The sequence below is a fragment of the Thermus thermophilus genome (assembly GCF_019974155.1).
Lineage (GTDB): Bacteria > Deinococcota > Deinococci > Deinococcales > Thermaceae > Thermus > Thermus thermophilus_C.
In genome coordinates this window covers 1054386-1068955 of sequence record NZ_AP025158.1, presented here as the reverse complement: position 1 = coordinate 1068955, position 14570 = coordinate 1054386, and the positions used below count along the sequence as shown (strand labels likewise).

13 protein-coding genes are annotated in these 14570 nt (G+C 70.3%); 7 read left to right on the top strand and 6 right to left on the bottom strand.

The features are described 5' to 3' along the window. Positions 1–118: 118 nt before the first annotated feature. From TthTMY_RS05745 to queA, 7 genes are read left to right on the top strand one after another with little or no spacing between them, the layout of a single operon-like run. The gene (locus tag TthTMY_RS05745) at positions 119–394 is read left to right on the top strand and encodes a hypothetical protein (protein WP_096410594.1); all 276 of its coding nucleotides are present in this window, start codon (positions 119–121) and stop codon (positions 392–394) included. Next, positions 372–806, top strand: coding sequence for a type II toxin-antitoxin system VapC family toxin (locus TthTMY_RS05740; RefSeq protein WP_096410593.1), 435 nt, complete (start codon positions 372–374; stop codon positions 804–806). Before TthTMY_RS05745 ends, TthTMY_RS05740 begins: the two co-directional genes overlap by 23 nt. After that, positions 803–1378: an IMPACT family protein gene (locus TthTMY_RS05735; protein WP_096410592.1), complete on the top strand. Its 576-nt coding sequence runs from the start codon at positions 803–805 to the stop codon at positions 1376–1378. Before TthTMY_RS05740 ends, TthTMY_RS05735 begins: the two co-directional genes overlap by 4 nt. Position 1379: 1 nt before the next feature. Next, positions 1380–3884 carry a DNA polymerase I gene (gene polA, locus TthTMY_RS05730; protein ID WP_223903523.1) on the top strand — a complete coding sequence of 835 codons (2505 nt, stop codon included), beginning with the start codon at positions 1380–1382 and terminating at the stop codon, positions 3882–3884. Positions 3885–3908: 24 nt separating this feature from the next. Further along, positions 3909–5222 (top strand): phosphoglucosamine mutase, encoded by a 1314-nt coding sequence (gene glmM, locus TthTMY_RS05725; protein ID WP_096412915.1) that lies wholly within the window; start codon positions 3909–3911, stop codon positions 5220–5222. A gap of 9 nt (positions 5223–5231) precedes the next feature. Further along, positions 5232–5774 carry an NYN domain-containing protein gene (locus TthTMY_RS05720; RefSeq protein WP_011173134.1) on the top strand — a complete coding sequence of 181 codons (543 nt, stop codon included), beginning with the start codon at positions 5232–5234 and terminating at the stop codon, positions 5772–5774. Positions 5775–5776: 2 nt separating this feature from the next. Further along, the gene (gene queA, locus TthTMY_RS05715; protein ID WP_096410591.1) at positions 5777–6814 is read left to right on the top strand and encodes a tRNA preQ1(34) S-adenosylmethionine ribosyltransferase-isomerase QueA; all 1038 of its coding nucleotides are present in this window, start codon (positions 5777–5779) and stop codon (positions 6812–6814) included. Here the strand turns inward: queA and TthTMY_RS05710 are convergent. From TthTMY_RS05710 to ribD, 6 genes are all read right to left on the bottom strand, one after another. Then, on the bottom strand, positions 6781–8046 hold the full coding sequence (locus TthTMY_RS05710; protein ID WP_223903522.1) for an ADP-ribosylglycohydrolase family protein: 1266 nt from the start codon (positions 8044–8046) through the stop codon (positions 6781–6783). The genes queA and TthTMY_RS05710 overlap by 34 nt on opposite strands. Positions 8047–8054: 8 nt before the next feature. Continuing rightward, a complete protein-coding gene (gene mgtE / locus TthTMY_RS05705; RefSeq protein WP_096410590.1) occupies positions 8055–9407 on the bottom strand; it encodes a magnesium transporter in 1353 nt (450 codons plus the stop codon). 88 nt (positions 9408–9495) lie between these two features. Further along, positions 9496–11619 (bottom strand): VWA domain-containing protein, encoded by a 2124-nt coding sequence (locus TthTMY_RS05700; protein WP_223903521.1) that lies wholly within the window; start codon positions 11617–11619, stop codon positions 9496–9498. 30 nt (positions 11620–11649) lie between these two features. Continuing rightward, positions 11650–12849, bottom strand: a complete 1200-nt coding sequence (locus TthTMY_RS05695) for a bifunctional 3,4-dihydroxy-2-butanone-4-phosphate synthase/GTP cyclohydrolase II (RefSeq protein WP_096412909.1) — start codon at positions 12847–12849, stop codon at positions 11650–11652. Continuing rightward, the gene (locus tag TthTMY_RS05690; RefSeq protein ID WP_223903520.1) at positions 12849–13433 is read right to left on the bottom strand and encodes a riboflavin synthase; all 585 of its coding nucleotides are present in this window, start codon (positions 13431–13433) and stop codon (positions 12849–12851) included. The genes TthTMY_RS05695 and TthTMY_RS05690 overlap by 1 nt, the downstream gene beginning before the upstream one ends. After that, a complete protein-coding gene (gene ribD / locus TthTMY_RS05685) occupies positions 13434–14567 on the bottom strand; it encodes a bifunctional diaminohydroxyphosphoribosylaminopyrimidine deaminase/5-amino-6-(5-phosphoribosylamino)uracil reductase RibD (protein ID WP_096412906.1) in 1134 nt (377 codons plus the stop codon). Positions 14568–14570 lie beyond the last annotated feature (3 nt).

Genomic DNA, 14570 nt, shown 5'->3' with positions numbered 1-14570 from the left:
CGGCGTTCCATGTGGCGAAATCAAGTGCGGGCACTTAGGGCCAGCATGGGGGCCCCGGCAAAGGGTCCTCGGGTTAGCCAAGCGAAGGAAGGCGGAGAAAGGGTATAAGGTGGTGAGGATGAAGCTTCACCGGGTTCAGGTGGTGCTGGAGGAGGACCAGTGGGCCGAGGTCCAGCGCCTGGCGCGAAGGCTCGCCCTCATCCGTGGACGACGGGTGAGCGCCAGCGAGGCCTTGAAGGAGCTCGTGGCCCGAGGCCTCGCCGAGGAGGCCAAGCGAAAGGAAGACTACCTCGCCCTTCTGGAGGAGCTAAGCCGCCTCGGCGGGGAAGCCCCCGTGGGGCAAGACCTCATGGAAGAGGACAGGCGGGCCCATGACGAGCGCCTGGGTCCTTGACGCTTCCGTGGCCGTGGCCGCGGCCACGGGCCATCCCTTGCGGGAACATGCCCAGAGGCTCCTCCGGCGGGCCGTGGTGGAGGAGAGGCCCCTCTTCGTCCCCCGGCTCTTCGCCGCCGAGGTGGCCTCGGCCCTTCGGCGGGCCTCCTTCCACGGCGCCTTGACCCAGGAGGCCGCGGAAAGGGCCTTGGACCTGCTTCTCAAACTCCCCTGGATCTATGCCAAAGACGAGGAACTTGCCCTCCCCGCCCTGCGCTGGGCATCTAAGCTGGGCCAGGCGCGGGCCTACGATGCCTTCTATGTGGCCCTGGCCGAGAGGAAGAGGGCCCTCCTCTGGACGGCCGATGCCCGTTTGGTCCAAGGCCTAAGGGCGTTGGGCTTCCCCAGGGTCAAAGGTCTAGAGGAAGCATGAGCCTCACCCTGGCGGATAAGGTGGTCTACGAGGAGGAGGTCCGGAAGAGCCGCTTTATCGCCAAGGCCGCCCCCGTGGCCTCGGAGGAGGAGGCCTTGGCGTTTTTGGCCGAGAACCGGGAACCGGAGGCCACCCACAACAGCTACGCCTACAAGATCGGCCCCCTCTACCGCTTCTCTGACGACGGGGAGCCCTCGGGCACCGCGGGGAAGCCCATCCTCCACGCCATAGAGGCCCAGGGCCTGGACCGGGTGGCGGTGCTGGTGGTGCGCTACTTCGGCGGGGTGAAGCTCGGGGCCGGGGGGCTGGTGCGGGCCTACGGGGGGGTGGCGGCGGAGGCCTTAAGGCGGGCGCCCAAGGTCCCCCTGGTGGAGCGGGTGGGGCTCGCCTTCCTCGTGCCCTTCGCCGAGGTGGGCCGGGTCCACGCCCTCCTGGAGGCCCGCGCCCTAAAGGCCGAGGAGGCCTACACCCCAGAGGGCGTGCGCTTCGCCCTCCTCCTCCCGAAGCCCGAGCGGGAAGGGTTCCTCAAGGCCCTCCGGGACGCCACCCGGGGGCGGGCGGTCCTCCTGTAGCATGGAGCCGATGCTGCCCCTCTTTGAACCCAAAGGCCGGGTCCTCCTGGTGGACGGCCACCACCTGGCCTACCGCACCTTCTTCGCCCTCAAAGGCCTCACCACGAGCCGGGGCGAGCCGGTGCAGGCGGTGTACGGCTTCGCCAAAAGCCTCGTCAAGGCCCTGAAGGAGGACGGGTACAAGGCCGTCTTCGTGGTCTTTGACGCCAAGGCCCCCTCCTTCCGCCACGAGGCCTACGAGGCCTACAAGGCGGGCCGGGCCCCCACCCCCGAGGACTTTCCGAGACAGCTTGCCCTCATCAAGGAGCTCGTGGACCTCCTGGGGCTAGTCCGCCTCGAGGTCCCCGGCTACGAGGCGGACGACGTCCTCGCCACCTTGGCCAAGAAGGCGGAAGGGGAGGGGTACGAGGTGCGCATCCTCACCGCCGACCGCGACCTCTACCAGCTCCTTTCCGAGCGCGTCCACATCCTCCACCCCGAGGGCCACCTCATCACCCCGGAGTGGCTTTGGGAGAGGTACGGCCTCAGGCCCGAGCAGTGGGTGGACTTCCGCGCCCTGGTGGGGGACCCTTCAGACAACCTCCCCGGGGTCAAGGGCATCGGGGAGAAGACCGCCCTCAAGCTCCTCAAGGAGTGGGGAAGCCTGGAAAACCTCCTCAAGAACCTGGACCGGGTGAAGCCGGAAAGCGTCCGGGAGAAGATCCAGGCCCACCTGGAAGACCTCAGGCTCTCCTTGAAGCTTTCCCGGGTGCGCGCCGACCTCCCCCTGGAGGTGAACCTCGCCCAGGGACGGGAGCCCGACCGGGAGGGGCTTAGGGCCTTCCTGGAGAGGCTGGAGTTCGGTAGCCTCCTCCACGAGTTCGGCCTCCTGGAGGCCCCCGCCCCCCTGGAGGAGGCCCCCTGGCCCCCGCCGGAAGGGGCCTTCGTGGGCTTCCTCCTCTCCCGGCCCGAGCCCATGTGGGCCGAGCTCAAGGCCCTCGCCGCCTGCAAGGAGGGCCGGGTGCACCGGGCGGAGGACCCCTTGGCGGGGCTAAAGGACCTCAAGGAGGTCCGGGGCCTCCTCGCCAAGGACCTCGCCGTCTTGGCCTCGAGGGAAGGGCTGGACCTGGTGCCGGGGGACGACCCCATGCTCCTCGCCTACCTCCTGGACCCCTCCAACACCACCCCCGAGGGGGTGGCGCGGCGCTACGGGGGGGAGTGGACGGAGGACGCCGCCCAGCGGGCCCTCCTCTCGGAGAGGCTCCAGCAGAACCTCCTCGGGCGCCTCCAGGGGGAGGAGAGGCTCCTTTGGCTCTACTACGAGGTGGAAAGGCCCCTCTCCCGGGTCCTGGCCCACATGGAGGCCACCGGGGTCCGGCTGGACGTGGCCTACCTAAAGGCCCTCTCCCTGGAGGTGGAGGCGGAGATAAAGAGGCTAGAGGAGGAGGTCTTCCGCCTGGCGGGCCACCCCTTCAACCTGAACTCCCGGGACCAGCTGGAAAGGGTCCTCTTTGACGAGCTCGGGCTTCCCGCCATCGGCAAGACGGAGAAGACGGGCAAGCGCTCCACCAGCGCCGCGGTGCTGGAAGCCCTCCGCGAGGCCCACCCCATCGTGGGGAAGATCCTGGAGTACCGGGAGCTCACCAAGCTCAAGAGCACCTACATAGACCCCCTCCCGGGCCTCGTCCACCCCAAGACAGGCCGCCTCCACACCCGCTTCAACCAGACGGCCACGGCCACGGGGAGGCTTTCTAGCTCCGACCCCAACCTGCAGAACATCCCCGTCCGCACCCCCTTGGGCCAGAGGATCCGCCGGGCCTTCGTGGCCGAGGAGGGCCACCTCCTTTTGGCCCTGGACTATAGCCAAATAGAGCTCCGGGTCCTCGCCCACCTCTCCGGGGACGAGAACCTGATAAGGGTCTTCCAGGAGGGGAAGGACATCCACACCCAGACCGCAAGCTGGATGTTCGGCGTCCCCCCGGAGGCCATAGACCCCCTGATGCGCCGGGCGGCCAAGACGGTGAACTTCGGGGTCCTCTACGGCATGTCCGCCCACCGCCTCTCCCAGGAGCTTTCCATCCCCTACGAGGAGGCGGTGGCCTTCATTGAGCGCTACTTCCAGAGCTTCCCCAAGGTGAAGGCCTGGATAGAGAAGACCCTGGAGGAGGGGAGGGCGCGGGGCTACGTGGAGACCCTCTTCGGAAGAAGGCGCTACGTGCCCGACCTCAACGCCCGGGTGAAGAGCGTCCGGGAGGCCGCGGAGCGCATGGCCTTCAACATGCCCGTCCAGGGCACCGCCGCCGACCTCATGAAGCTCGCCATGGTGAAGCTCTTCCCCCGCCTCCAGGGGACGGGGGCCCGCATGCTCCTCCAGGTGCACGACGAGCTGGTCCTGGAGGCGCCTAAAGACCGGGCCCAGGAGGTGGCCGCCCTGGCCAAGGAGGTGATGGAAGGGGTCTACCCCCTGGCGGTGCCCCTGGAGGTGGAGGTGGGGATGGGGGAGGACTGGCTTTCCGCCAAGGGCTAAAGGAGCCCTGGTATAGTGGCCGCCATGAGGCGCTACTTCGGCACCGACGGGGTGCGGGGGGAGGCGGGAAAGCCCCCCTTGACCCCGGACTTCGTCCTAAAGCTCGGCCAGGCGGCGGGGGCCTATTTCCTTACCCAGGAGAAGAGGCCCGTGGTCCTCCTCGCCAAGGACACCCGGGAGTCCTCGGACCTCCTGGAGGCTGCCTTGGCCGCGGGGCTCATGAGCCAGGGGGTGCGGGTGGAGCACCTGGGGGTCCTCCCCACTCCCGGGGTCGCCCACCTCACCAAGGCCCTCAAGGCCACGGCGGGGGCGGTGATCTCGGCGAGCCACAACCCCTACCAGGACAACGGCATCAAGTTCTTCGGGCCCACGGGGGAGAAGCTTCCCGACGAGGCCGAGGAGGAGATTGAGCGGCTTCTTTCGGAAGACCACCCCACCCGGGGCATCGGCACCGTGGGGGACTTCCGGGAGGCGGAGAGGATGTACCTGGACTTCCTCCTCGCCCACGCCCCGGACCTCACGGGGCTCAAGGTGGGCCTGGACCTCGCCCACGGGGCCACCTACCGCATCGGGCCCAAGCTCTTCCAGAAGGCGGGGGCCGAGGTCATGGCCTTCTTCAACACCCCGGACGGCCGGAACATCAACCGGGGGTGCGGCTCCACCCACCCCGAGGCCTTGAGCCGCTTCGTGGTGGAGCTCGGGCTGGACCTGGGCCTCGCCTTTGACGGGGACGGGGACCGGGTGCAGTTCATAGACCGCAAGGGGCGCCTCTTCCACGGGGACCACGTCCTCTACCTCGCCGCCTTGGCCTTTGGGGAGAAGGGGGTGGTGGGGACGGTGATGAGCAACATGGCCCTGGAGGTGGCCCTAAGAGAAAGGGGCCTCGCCTTCCACCGGGCGGCGGTGGGGGACCGGTACGTCCTGGAGAAGCTCAAGGAGACGGGCCTGGCCCTGGGAGGGGAGCCCTCGGGGCACGTGATCTTCCTCCGCCACCACACCACGGGGGACGGCCTCCTCACCGCCCTCCTCACCCTGAAGGCCCTCAAGGCCCTGGGCGGGGACCTCGCCGACTGGTACGAGGCGCTTCCCCTCTACCCCCAGGTGCTCCTCAACGTGCGGGTCTCCGACAAGGCCAAGGTGATGGCCGACCCGAGGCTTGGGGAGGCCGTCCGCGAGGCCGAGGCCCGGCTAGGGGGAAGAGGCCGGGTAAACGTCCGCCCCTCGGGCACGGAGCCCGTGATCCGGGTCATGGTGGAGGCGGAAGAAGGGGCAGAGGAGGTGGCGCGGGAGCTCGCCGAGCGCGTCCGGGCCCTCTCCCAAGAGGCCCAGGCGGTATGATGGACCCCGATGGCGGAACCCCTCGGCCACTACCAGGAGCAGCGGGTAGGGGTGTTCGTGGACACCCAGAACCTCTACCACTCGGCCCGGGACTACTACGAGCGCAACGTCAACTTTGAGAGCCTCCTGCGCTTCGCCGTGGGGGGAAGACGTCTGGTGCGGGCCACCGCCTACGTGGTGGAGAAGGAGGGGGACACCTCCGCCTGGCCCTTCATCTACAAGCTTTCCACCATCGGGTACAAGGTCCGCCGGATGTACCTCACGGTGAAGGAGACGGGGGAAGGGGGGCGGCCCATCTACTCCGGCAACTGGGACATGGGCATCGCCGCGGACATGGTGCGCCTCATGCCCTACCTGGACGTGGTGGTCCTGGGGAGCGGGGACGGGGACTTCGTGGAGATCCTCGAGGTCCTGATGGAGCGGGGCATCCGGGTGGAGGTCATCGCCTTCCGGGAGACCACGGCCCAAAGGCTCATTGACGCCGTGGACCGCTTCACCCACCTCCCCGAGATCCCCGGGGCCTTCATGGAGCCTCGGTCGCCTGAGCGCTAGCCATGGAAGGCCTGGAAGCCTACGACTACCACCTCCCTCCCGAGCAGATCGCCCAGGAAGGGGTGGAGCCCCGGGACATGGCCCGGATGATGGTGGTCTACCGGGAAGGCCCCTTCCGGGTGGCGCACAAGCGGGTGCGGGACCTGCCCGAGTTCCTGCGCCCGGGGGACGTCCTCGTCTTCAACGAGAGCAAGGTGATCCCGGCGAGGCTTCTCGCCAGGAAGCCCACGGGGGGAAAGGTGGAGATCCTCCTGGTGAGGGAGCGCTCCCCGGGACTTTGGGAGGCCCTTTTGGGCCCCGCGAGAAAGGCGCCCCCCGGGACCCGGCTTCTCCTCCTCTCCCCCAAGGACCTGGCCCCGGTCCCGGGCCTCGAGGCGGAGGTGGTGGGGGTGGAGGAGGACGGGGTGCGCCTCCTCCGCTTCCAAGGCGACCTCATAGCCCACCTGGAGGAGGTGGGGGAGGTGCCCCTTCCCCCCTACATCAAGGCCAAGATCCCCATGGAGCGCTACCAGACGGTCTACGCCAAACGCCCGGGGTCCGTGGCCGCCCCCACCGCCGGCCTCCACTTCACCCCAGAGCTTTTGGAGAGGCTCCGGGGGATGGGGGTGGAGCTTCGCTTCCTCACCCTCCACGTGGGCCCGGGCACCTTCCGCCCGGTGAAGGGGGACCCTGAGAAGCACGAGATGCACGCCGAGCCCTACGCCATCCCCGAGGAGGTGGCGGAGGCCGTGAACCGGGCCAAGGCGGAGGGGCGGCGGGTCGTGGCCGTGGGCACCACGGTGGTCCGGGCCCTGGAGAGCGCCTACCGGGAAGGGGTCGGGGTGGTGGCGGGCGAGGGGGAGACGCGGCTCTTCATCCGCCCCCCCTATACCTTCAAGGTCGTTGACGCCCTCTTCACCAACTTCCACCTGCCCCGCTCCACCCTCCTCATGCTGGTGGCCGCCTTCTTGGGGAGGGAGCGGACCCTTAAGGCCTACCGCCTGGCGGTGGAGGAGGGCTACCGCTTCTACTCCTTGGGGGACGCCATGCTCATCCTGTAGAGGGCGAGGGCCAGGGCCTCCATCTCCTCCCTTAGGTGGAGGGCTCTAAGCCAGCGCTCGGGGATGGCCTCCTTGCCGTAGTGGGCCCCGGCGAGCTCGCCGTAGACCGCCCCCACGGTGTCCGCGTCCCCCCCTAGGTTCACGGCCAGCACCATGCCTTCCTCAAAGTCCCGCCCCCGGGCGAAGGCCCAAAGGGCCGCGGCCAGGGTCCCGGGGGCGTGGCCCGGGCCTTCCTCCGGCGCCTCCCAAAACCCTCCTTCCACCACCCGCTTCAGGGCGGGGTGGAGGTCGGCCTCCCGGAAGGGCTTAAGGGCGAGGAGGGCCTCTTTGGGCGCCCCCTTGAGGGCCTCCCGGAGGAGCCAGGCGAGGACCTCGGTGGCCTCGAGGGCCTCCCTCGCCCCGTGGGTGGTGCGGGCGGAGAGGCGGGCCAGGGAAAGGAGATCAGGGTGGTTCTCGTAGGCGAGGACCAGGGGAGCAAGGCGCATCAAGGGCCCGTTTCCCGCCCCCGCCTCGTCCCCCTGGTAGGGGTCGCCCGTGGCGGCGTAGCGCTCCAGGGCCCTCCTGGTGGCGTGGCCGAGGCCGAAGCAGGTCCCGGTGGCGCTCCGGTACCCCTCCCGGTACCAGCGCAGGTAGCGGTCCATCTGGTCCTTGGGGTCAAACCCCCGCTGCAAGAGGCTTTCCGCGAGGCAGAGGGCCTGGCTCGTGTCGTCCGTCCAGAACCCGGGGGGAAGGCGGTGGGGCCCCCCGCCCCGCATCTCCCGAACCTCCGGGAAGGTGCCCTTGGATAGGCCCTCCACCTGGGCCCCCAGGGCGTCCCCCACGGCGAGGCCCAGGAGGGCCCCGAGGCGCCGGTCCTGCTCCTCCTTTAGGCCCTTCACCCAGGCCCCGGCCTCCTCAGGCCCCAGGAGGGTGGGCCTGCGTTCCGGGGAGAACCAGGCGAGGAGGCGGGCGGCCTCCTGGGGGTCCAGGCCCTCGGGGCTTTGGGCCAGGAGGAGCTTGTGGTCCCCGTCGGCCAGGGCCACCATGCCCAGCAAAAGGCCCTCCGCCTCCTCCCCCGGGGGCAGGGGCGGCCCCAGGTAGACCGCGTCCACCTCCTCCCCGTCGGCGGGGTTCAGGAGGCCCGGGAGAAGGCCGTAGTTCACGGGGGCGGGGCGGTCTTGGCCCACGAAGCGAAGCCTTCCCCCCTCCCAGGCGTAGCGGTGGGGGCTTCCCCGGCTCCATTCCACGCGCATCCGAAGCCTCATACCGCCTCCAAAAGCAGGCGGGCCACGGAGAGGTAGATGAGGAGGCCGGTGATGTCCGTGAGGGTGGCCACCAGGGGGTTGGACACCAAGGCCGGGTCCACGCCGAGGCGCCTAAGGAGGAAGGGGAGCATGGCCCCCACCAGGTTGGCGAAGAAGACGATGAGGACCAGGGACAGGCCCACCACGGGGAGGAGGAGGGGGTGGCCGTCCCAGTAGACCTTGCCCAGGAGGAGGAGGCTTAGGGTGAGGCCCAGGAGGAGGCCCACCGCCACCTCCTTGAGGAAGACCCGCCACCAGTCCCTGAGGTCCAGGTCCCGGGTGGCGAGGGCGCGGATGATGAGGGTGGCGGACTGGTTGCCGGTGTTCCCCCCGGTGCCGATGAGGACCGGGACGTAGAAGGCTAAGGCGGTGATGGCCTCGAGGACGCCCTCAAACCCCTGGAGAATGGAGCTCGTGACCATCCCCGTGAGGATGAGGATCACCAGCCAACGCACCCGGGCGAGCCAAAGCTGTACCGGGCCCGCCTGGCTGTAGACGAGGTCGGGCACGTCCACGGCGCCGAGCTTGTGGATGTCCTCCGTGGCCTCGGCCTCCAGGACGTCCAGGACGTCGTCCACGGTGACGATCCCCACCAGGCGGCCCTCCTCGTCCACCACGGGCAGCACGGTGAAGTCGTAGTCGGCCATGAGGCGGGCCACCTCCTCCTGGTCCGTGTCCGTGCGGGCGTAGACCACCTTGGGGTTCAGGATCTCCGCCACCCGCGTCCTGGGGTCGGCCACGATGAGGTCCCGCAGGGAGAGCACCCCCTTGAGGCGACCCTCCTCGTCCACCACGTAGATGTAGTAGATGGTCTCGGCGTCGGGGGCGGCCCGGCGCAGGAAGCGGAGGACCTCCTCCACGGTCATCCCCTCGCGCACGGCCACGTACTCCGGGGTCATGAGCCCGCCCGCCTCGTCCTCCTCGTACCTGGCCAGGGCCTCCACCTCGGCCCGCGTCCTCGGGTCCAGGAGGTCTTTGAGGCGCTGGAAGTAGGCGGGGTCCTCCTTCCCCACCGCCTGGAGGGCGTCGGCGAGGTCGTCCAAGGAGAGCTCCTCCAGGATCTCCCTCAGGCGCCAGGGGGGAAGGGTCTTCAGGTACTCCGCCTGCTCCTCCGGGGAGAGGTGGGAGAGGACCTCGGCGGCCTTGGCCTTGGGGAGGAGGGTGAGGACCACATAGCGGTGCTCTCCCTTAAGCTCGTCCCAGAAGGCGAGGAGGTCCTGGGGGTGGACCTCCTCCAAGAGCTCCCGGAGGGCCCGGGTGTCCCCTTCCTGCAACGCTTCTTGGAGGGAAACGGTCAGCTTTTCCTCCACAGGCGGCCTCCTTTCCCGCCGAAGGCCGCCCGGAGGCGGCCCTCAGCGCTCGGGACTCGAGGGCAAGGGCCCTTCGCGCATACCCGCCCTAAAGTAGGGCCCAGGAAGCCCCCTTGTCAAGGCGGGCCTCCAGGAAGCGCTCCAACAGGAAGAGGGCCAGGGCGAGGCCCACGAGGAAGGGCCTCAAGGGAAGGGCCTCCTTCCCCGAGGAGGCCGCCGGGCCCGCGAGGAGCCTGCCCCCCGAGGCCTCGGCCAAGGCCCTCAGGACCTCCCGCCCGTCCCGCGGGCTCCACTCCCCCGGGAGGGGAAGGGCGAGGGGGAGGCGGAGCCCCCTGTCCAAAAGCACCCCCTCCCCTTCCACCCGGGCCTCAAAGCGGAGGGGCCCGGTGGGAACCATGGGCCGCCTCGCCCCTCCCGAGAGGAGCTCGGGCGCCTCCAGGGGGCCCAAGGCCACCACCCTCACCCCCTCCCCCTCCGGGTAGGCGTAGAGGGCGAGGGCCCGCCTCGCCCCGATGAGCCAGCGGAAAAGCCCCCCGAGGAAGGCGGAGGCCTCGGGGAAGTCCCGCCAGGAGCGGGAGAGGTCCGTGGCGAGGGCCGCAACCCTCCCTTCCCCCCGCTCCCCCACGGCGAGGACGGCCCGCTCGCCGCTCGTGAGGAGGACCTCGGCCCAAGGCTCGGCCCTCGCGGGGAGGAGGACGGAAAGGGGGGGAAAGCGGAAGCCCTCGGTGAGGGGGTGGGGCCTGGCCTCCACGGGGAACCTTCCCTCCAGGGCCTCTCCCCGGAAGACCTCCTGCCCCTCCCGCAGGAAGAGGCGGGGAAGCTCCCTGGGGGAGGCCGCCCGGTAGAACCGCCCCCCGCCCCTTTGGGCCAGGGCCTCGAGGAAGGGGGCGTCGGCGTCCCCTCCCAGGGCGATGGCGGAGACCTCCACCCCGCTCCGTTCCGCGAGAGCAAGGAGGACCTCCCGGTCGTCCGCCACCTGGCCGTCGGTGAGGACCAGGACCCCCTTCCGGGACCGGGGCACCCCCTCGAGGAGGCGGAACGCCTCCCGGAGCGCCCCGCCCATGACCGTGCCCCCGCCAGCCCGCAAGGAGAGGAGGAGGGTTTCCAGCTCCTTCCTGGCCCGGTCGGTCATGGGCCGCGGGGGGAAGAGGACCCGGTGGCCGGAGGCGAAGACCACCACCCCCAGGTAGTCCTCCGGGGTAGCGGTGCGGGCGAGGGCCAAGGCGGCGGAGACCGCCAAGGCGAGCTTCTCCCCCTCCATGCTTCCCGAAACGTCCAGGACAAGGACCAAGGCCGCCCCCTCCCGGCCCAGGGGCTTTAGGGGAAGCTCCTCGGGCAAAGCCCGGTCCCAGCCCCCAAAGAAGAGGCCCTTCGGGGTGGCGGTGAAAAGGAGGCCGCCTCCTTGGCGGAGGAAGGCCTTAAGGGCCTCGGGCGCCCCCTCGGGGAGGTCCAAAACCCCCACCCCCACGACCACCAGGTCGGCCTCCAGGGGGAGGCGGAAGGGGCCCTCCTCCACCTGGAAGCCCTGGGCCTCGAGGTAGCGGGCGAGGGCCGCATCCCCGAGGACCAAGGCCTTGGCCCGGTCCGCGGGGGCCACCTCCACCGCCGCCTCGCTCCGCCCCCAGGGGCCTTCCGCCACCGCCTGCACCCTGGCCTTCTCCGTGAGGGAAAAGGTGTAGACGAGGGCCTTCCTCCCCTCCACCCTCAAGGTCCTCTCCAAAACCCCCCCAGGCCCCTCCACCCTAAGCCTCGCCTCCGCGGGCGCGGGGGCCTCCAGCACCACCCCCACCCCCACGGTCTCCCCGTAGAGGGGGTAGGCCGGGGGGACGAGCCGCACCGCCACGTAAGGCCTTGGAGGGACGTAAAGGGCGTCCAGGGGAAAGGGCGGGGGGATGGGCTCCAAAAGCCCGTCGGAGACCAGGACCACCCGGCTTGGCCGGTGGCGGAGGGCCTCCTTGTAGGCCTCCCGGAGGTCCGTCCCCTCCCCGAGGTCCAGCCTTCTCGCCGTGGGCGAGGGCAGGGTGGCGGCCCGCTCGGCGAAGGCCACGTAGACCCCATCCCGGGGAAGGCGAGGGGCCAGGGCGAAGACGCTCTCCCGGGCCGAGGGGGAGAAGTCCAGGAGGTAGACCACCCGGCCCGGCAAGGACCCCTTGGGATCCAAAAAGGCCAGAACCAAGAGGAGGAGCACCGCTCCCCGCAGGAGGCGGAGCATGGCCCCATGCTACCCGGGCCTGGGGTAGGATCAGTCCATCCAGTGCCCGAGCTTCTCCTTCTTGGCCTGGAGGTAGCGCTCGTTGTGGGGGTTGTCCCCGGCCCTCAAGGGGATGCGCTCCACGATCTCTATGCCGAAGCCGGAAAGGGCCTTCACCTTGCGGGGGTTGTTGGTGAGGAGGCGCATCTTCCGCACCCCGAGGTCGTAGAGGATCTGGGCCCCCACGCCGTAGTCCCGGAGGTCCGGGGGAAACCCCAGGGCCAGGTTGGCCTCCACCGTGTCCAGCCCCTGGTCCTGGAGGTGGTAGGCCTTGATCTTGTTCACGAGGCCGATCCCCCGCCCCTCCTGCCTCAGGTAGACCAAGACCCCCTTCCCCTCCTCGGCGATCCGCTGCAGGGCCAAATCCCTCTGGAAGCCGCAGTCGCACCGCAGGGAGTGGAGGGCGTCCCCGGTGAGGCACTCGGAGTGCATGCGCACCAAGACGGGCTCCTCGGGGTCCCACGCCCCCATGACCAAGGCGGCGTGCTCCTCCCCCGTGAGGGTGTCGCGGTAGCCCAGGATGCGGAACTCCCCGAAGCGGGTGGGGAGCAGGGCCTCCGCCTCCCGCCGCACGTAGAGGTCCCCCTTCTCCAGGCGGTAGCGGATGAGGTCGGCGATGGTGCCCACCTTGAGGCCGTGCCTTTTGGCGAACTCCATGAGGTCGGGCAGGCGGGCCATGGTGCCGTCCTCCTTGAGGATCTCAATGAGGCTGCCCACCGGGGTGAGGCCGGCGAGGCGGAGGAGGTCCACCGTGGCCTCCGTGTGCCCGGCGCGGCGCAAGACCCCCCCGGGCCTCGCCACCAGGGGGAAGACGTGCCCCGGGCGGCGGAAGTCCTGGGCCGTGGCCTCGGGGTCGGCGAGGAGCCTGATGGTGGCCGCCCGCTCAAAGGCGCTGATCCCCGTGGTGGTCCCCCGGGCGTCCACGCTCACGGTGAAGCGGGTCCCTTGGGGGTCCTGGTTCCTCTCCACCATGAGGGGGAGGTCCAGGGCCTTGGCCCTTTCCTCCGTGAGGGCCACGCAGAGGAGGCCCCGGCACTCCTTGAGCATGAAGTTCACCCACTCCGGGGTCACGTGCTCCGCCGCCATGATGAGGTCGCCCTCGTTCTCCCGGTCCTCGTCGTCCACCAGGATCACGGGGCGGCCCGCCTTGAGCTCCTCCAGGAGTTCCTTGACGCTGGCGATGCCTTCCATCACGCTCTCCCCAAAAGCCGCGCCACGTAACGGGCGATGAGGTCCACCTCGAGGTTCACCCCATCCCCCACGCGAAGCCTCCCCAGGTTGGTCACCTCGAGGGTGTGGGGAATGAGGGTGACCCAGAAGGCCTCCCCCGCAAGCCCCGCCACCGTGAGGGAGACCCCGTTCAGGGCCACGCTCCCCTTCTCGGCGATGTAGGGGGCGAGCCCCTTGGGGGGGAGGAAGTAGAAGTCCTTGGCCCCCGGGGCCTCCCGCACCTCCAAAAGCCTCGCCACCCCGTCCACGTGCCCGGTGACGAAGTGCCCCCCAAGCCTGTCCCCCACCTTCAGGGCCCGCTCCAAGTTGGGCCTGTGCCCCACCCGCCAGGTGGGGGCGGTGCGGCGCAGGGTCTCCTGGGCGAGCTCCACCCAAAACCCCCCCTCCTCCACCGCCACCGCGGTGAGGCAGGCCCCGTCCACGGCCACGGAGTCCCCCACCTTGAGGTCCTCCAGCACCCTCCGGGCGGCGATATGAACCCGGAGGAAGGGCCCTTCCTCCACCTTCAGGATCTCCCCCGTTTCCTCCACGAGTCCCGTGAACATCTATCCCTCCGGGTAGGCCTCGAGCCAGAGGTCCTCCCCCAACCACTCCCTGCGGGCAAGGCGCAGGCGGAGGGCCTCCGCCATCCGCTCCACCCTAAAGCCCTCGGCAAGCCCCCTCCCCTCCCCCAGGAGCTTGGGGGCGAGGAAGAGGGCGAGCTTGTCCACCAGGCCCCTTTCCAGAAAGGCCCCGGCAAGCCCCGGCCCTCCCTCCAGGAGCACCCCGTCCACCCCCTCCTCCAGGAGGAAGGCGAGGGCCTTTTGCAGGTCCACCCGCCCCCCCTCCCGGGGAAGGGCCACCACCCGGGCCCCCGCCTCCTCCAGGACCGAAACCCGCGCCCTCGGGGCCCCCTCCCCCACGAAGACCAGAACCCGGGCGGGCTCGCCCCTGGGGCCCTTCCGGAAAAGGCGGGCCGTGGGGGGGGTGCGGGCCTCGGTGTCCAGGACCACCTTGAGGGGGTCGCGGAGGGGCGGGGGCTCCACCATGAGGGGGAAGGGGCGGAAGTCGGGCTCCCGCACGGTGAGGGCGGGGTCGTCCTTTAGGACGGTCCCCACCCCCACCATCACGGCGGGAAGCCACTGCCGGTAGGCGTGGGCCACGCGGCGGCTCGCCTCCGAGGAGATCCAGCGGGCGTCCCCCGAAGGGGCGGCCACCTTCCCGTCCAGGGTGAGGGCCGCCTTGAGGAGGACGAAGGGAAGGCCCTTTCTCTGCACGGCGAAGAAGACCTCGTTCTGGGCCCGGGCCTCGGCCTCCAAAAGGCCCGCCTCCACCTGGACCCCCCCCGCCCGCAGGCGCTCAAGCCCCCCCTTGGCCACGGGGTTTTCCTCCCGGGCCGCCACCACCACCCGGGAAACCCCCGCCTGGAGGAGGGCTAAGGAGCAGGGCGGGGTGCGGCCATGGTGGTCGCAGGGCTCGAGGGTCACGTAGGCCGTGGCCCCCCGGGCCTCCTCCCCCGCCTGCCGGAGGGCGAAGACCTCGGCGTGGGGCTCCCCCGCCCGGGGGTGGAACCCCTCCCCCACGATCCGCCCCTCCTTTACCAGCACCGCCCCCACCAGGGGGTTCGGGCTCGTGTGGCCCCGGGCGCGCTCGGCCAGCTGCAAGGCTCTTCGCAGAAAGCGCTCGTCCAGGTCGCGCAAGTG

Bases quoted from the DNA above. Each gene is read 5' to 3' on its own strand.
- TthTMY_RS05745 (WP_096410594.1), top strand. From the start codon at position 119: ATGAAGCTTCACCGGGTTCAGGTGGTGCTGGAGGAGGACCAGTGGGCC.
- TthTMY_RS05740 (WP_096410593.1), top strand. From the start codon at position 372: ATGACGAGCGCCTGGGTCCTTGACGCTTCCGTGGCCGTGGCCGCGGCC.
- TthTMY_RS05735 (WP_096410592.1), top strand. From the start codon at position 803: ATGAGCCTCACCCTGGCGGATAAGGTGGTCTACGAGGAGGAGGTCCGG.
- polA (WP_223903523.1), top strand. From the start codon at position 1,380: ATGGAGCCGATGCTGCCCCTCTTTGAACCCAAAGGCCGGGTCCTCCTG.
- glmM (WP_096412915.1), top strand. From the start codon at position 3,909: ATGAGGCGCTACTTCGGCACCGACGGGGTGCGGGGGGAGGCGGGAAAG.
- TthTMY_RS05720 (WP_011173134.1), top strand. From the start codon at position 5,232: ATGGCGGAACCCCTCGGCCACTACCAGGAGCAGCGGGTAGGGGTGTTC.
- queA (WP_096410591.1), top strand. From the start codon at position 5,777: ATGGAAGGCCTGGAAGCCTACGACTACCACCTCCCTCCCGAGCAGATC.
- TthTMY_RS05710 (WP_223903522.1), bottom strand. From the start codon at position 8,046: ATGCGCGTGGAATGGAGCCGGGGAAGCCCCCACCGCTACGCCTGGGAG.
- TthTMY_RS05700 (WP_223903521.1), bottom strand. From the start codon at position 11,619: ATGCTCCGCCTCCTGCGGGGAGCGGTGCTCCTCCTCTTGGTTCTGGCC.
- TthTMY_RS05695 (WP_096412909.1), bottom strand. From the start codon at position 12,849: ATGGAAGGCATCGCCAGCGTCAAGGAACTCCTGGAGGAGCTCAAGGCG.
- TthTMY_RS05690 (WP_223903520.1), bottom strand. From the start codon at position 13,433: ATGTTCACGGGACTCGTGGAGGAAACGGGGGAGATCCTGAAGGTGGAG.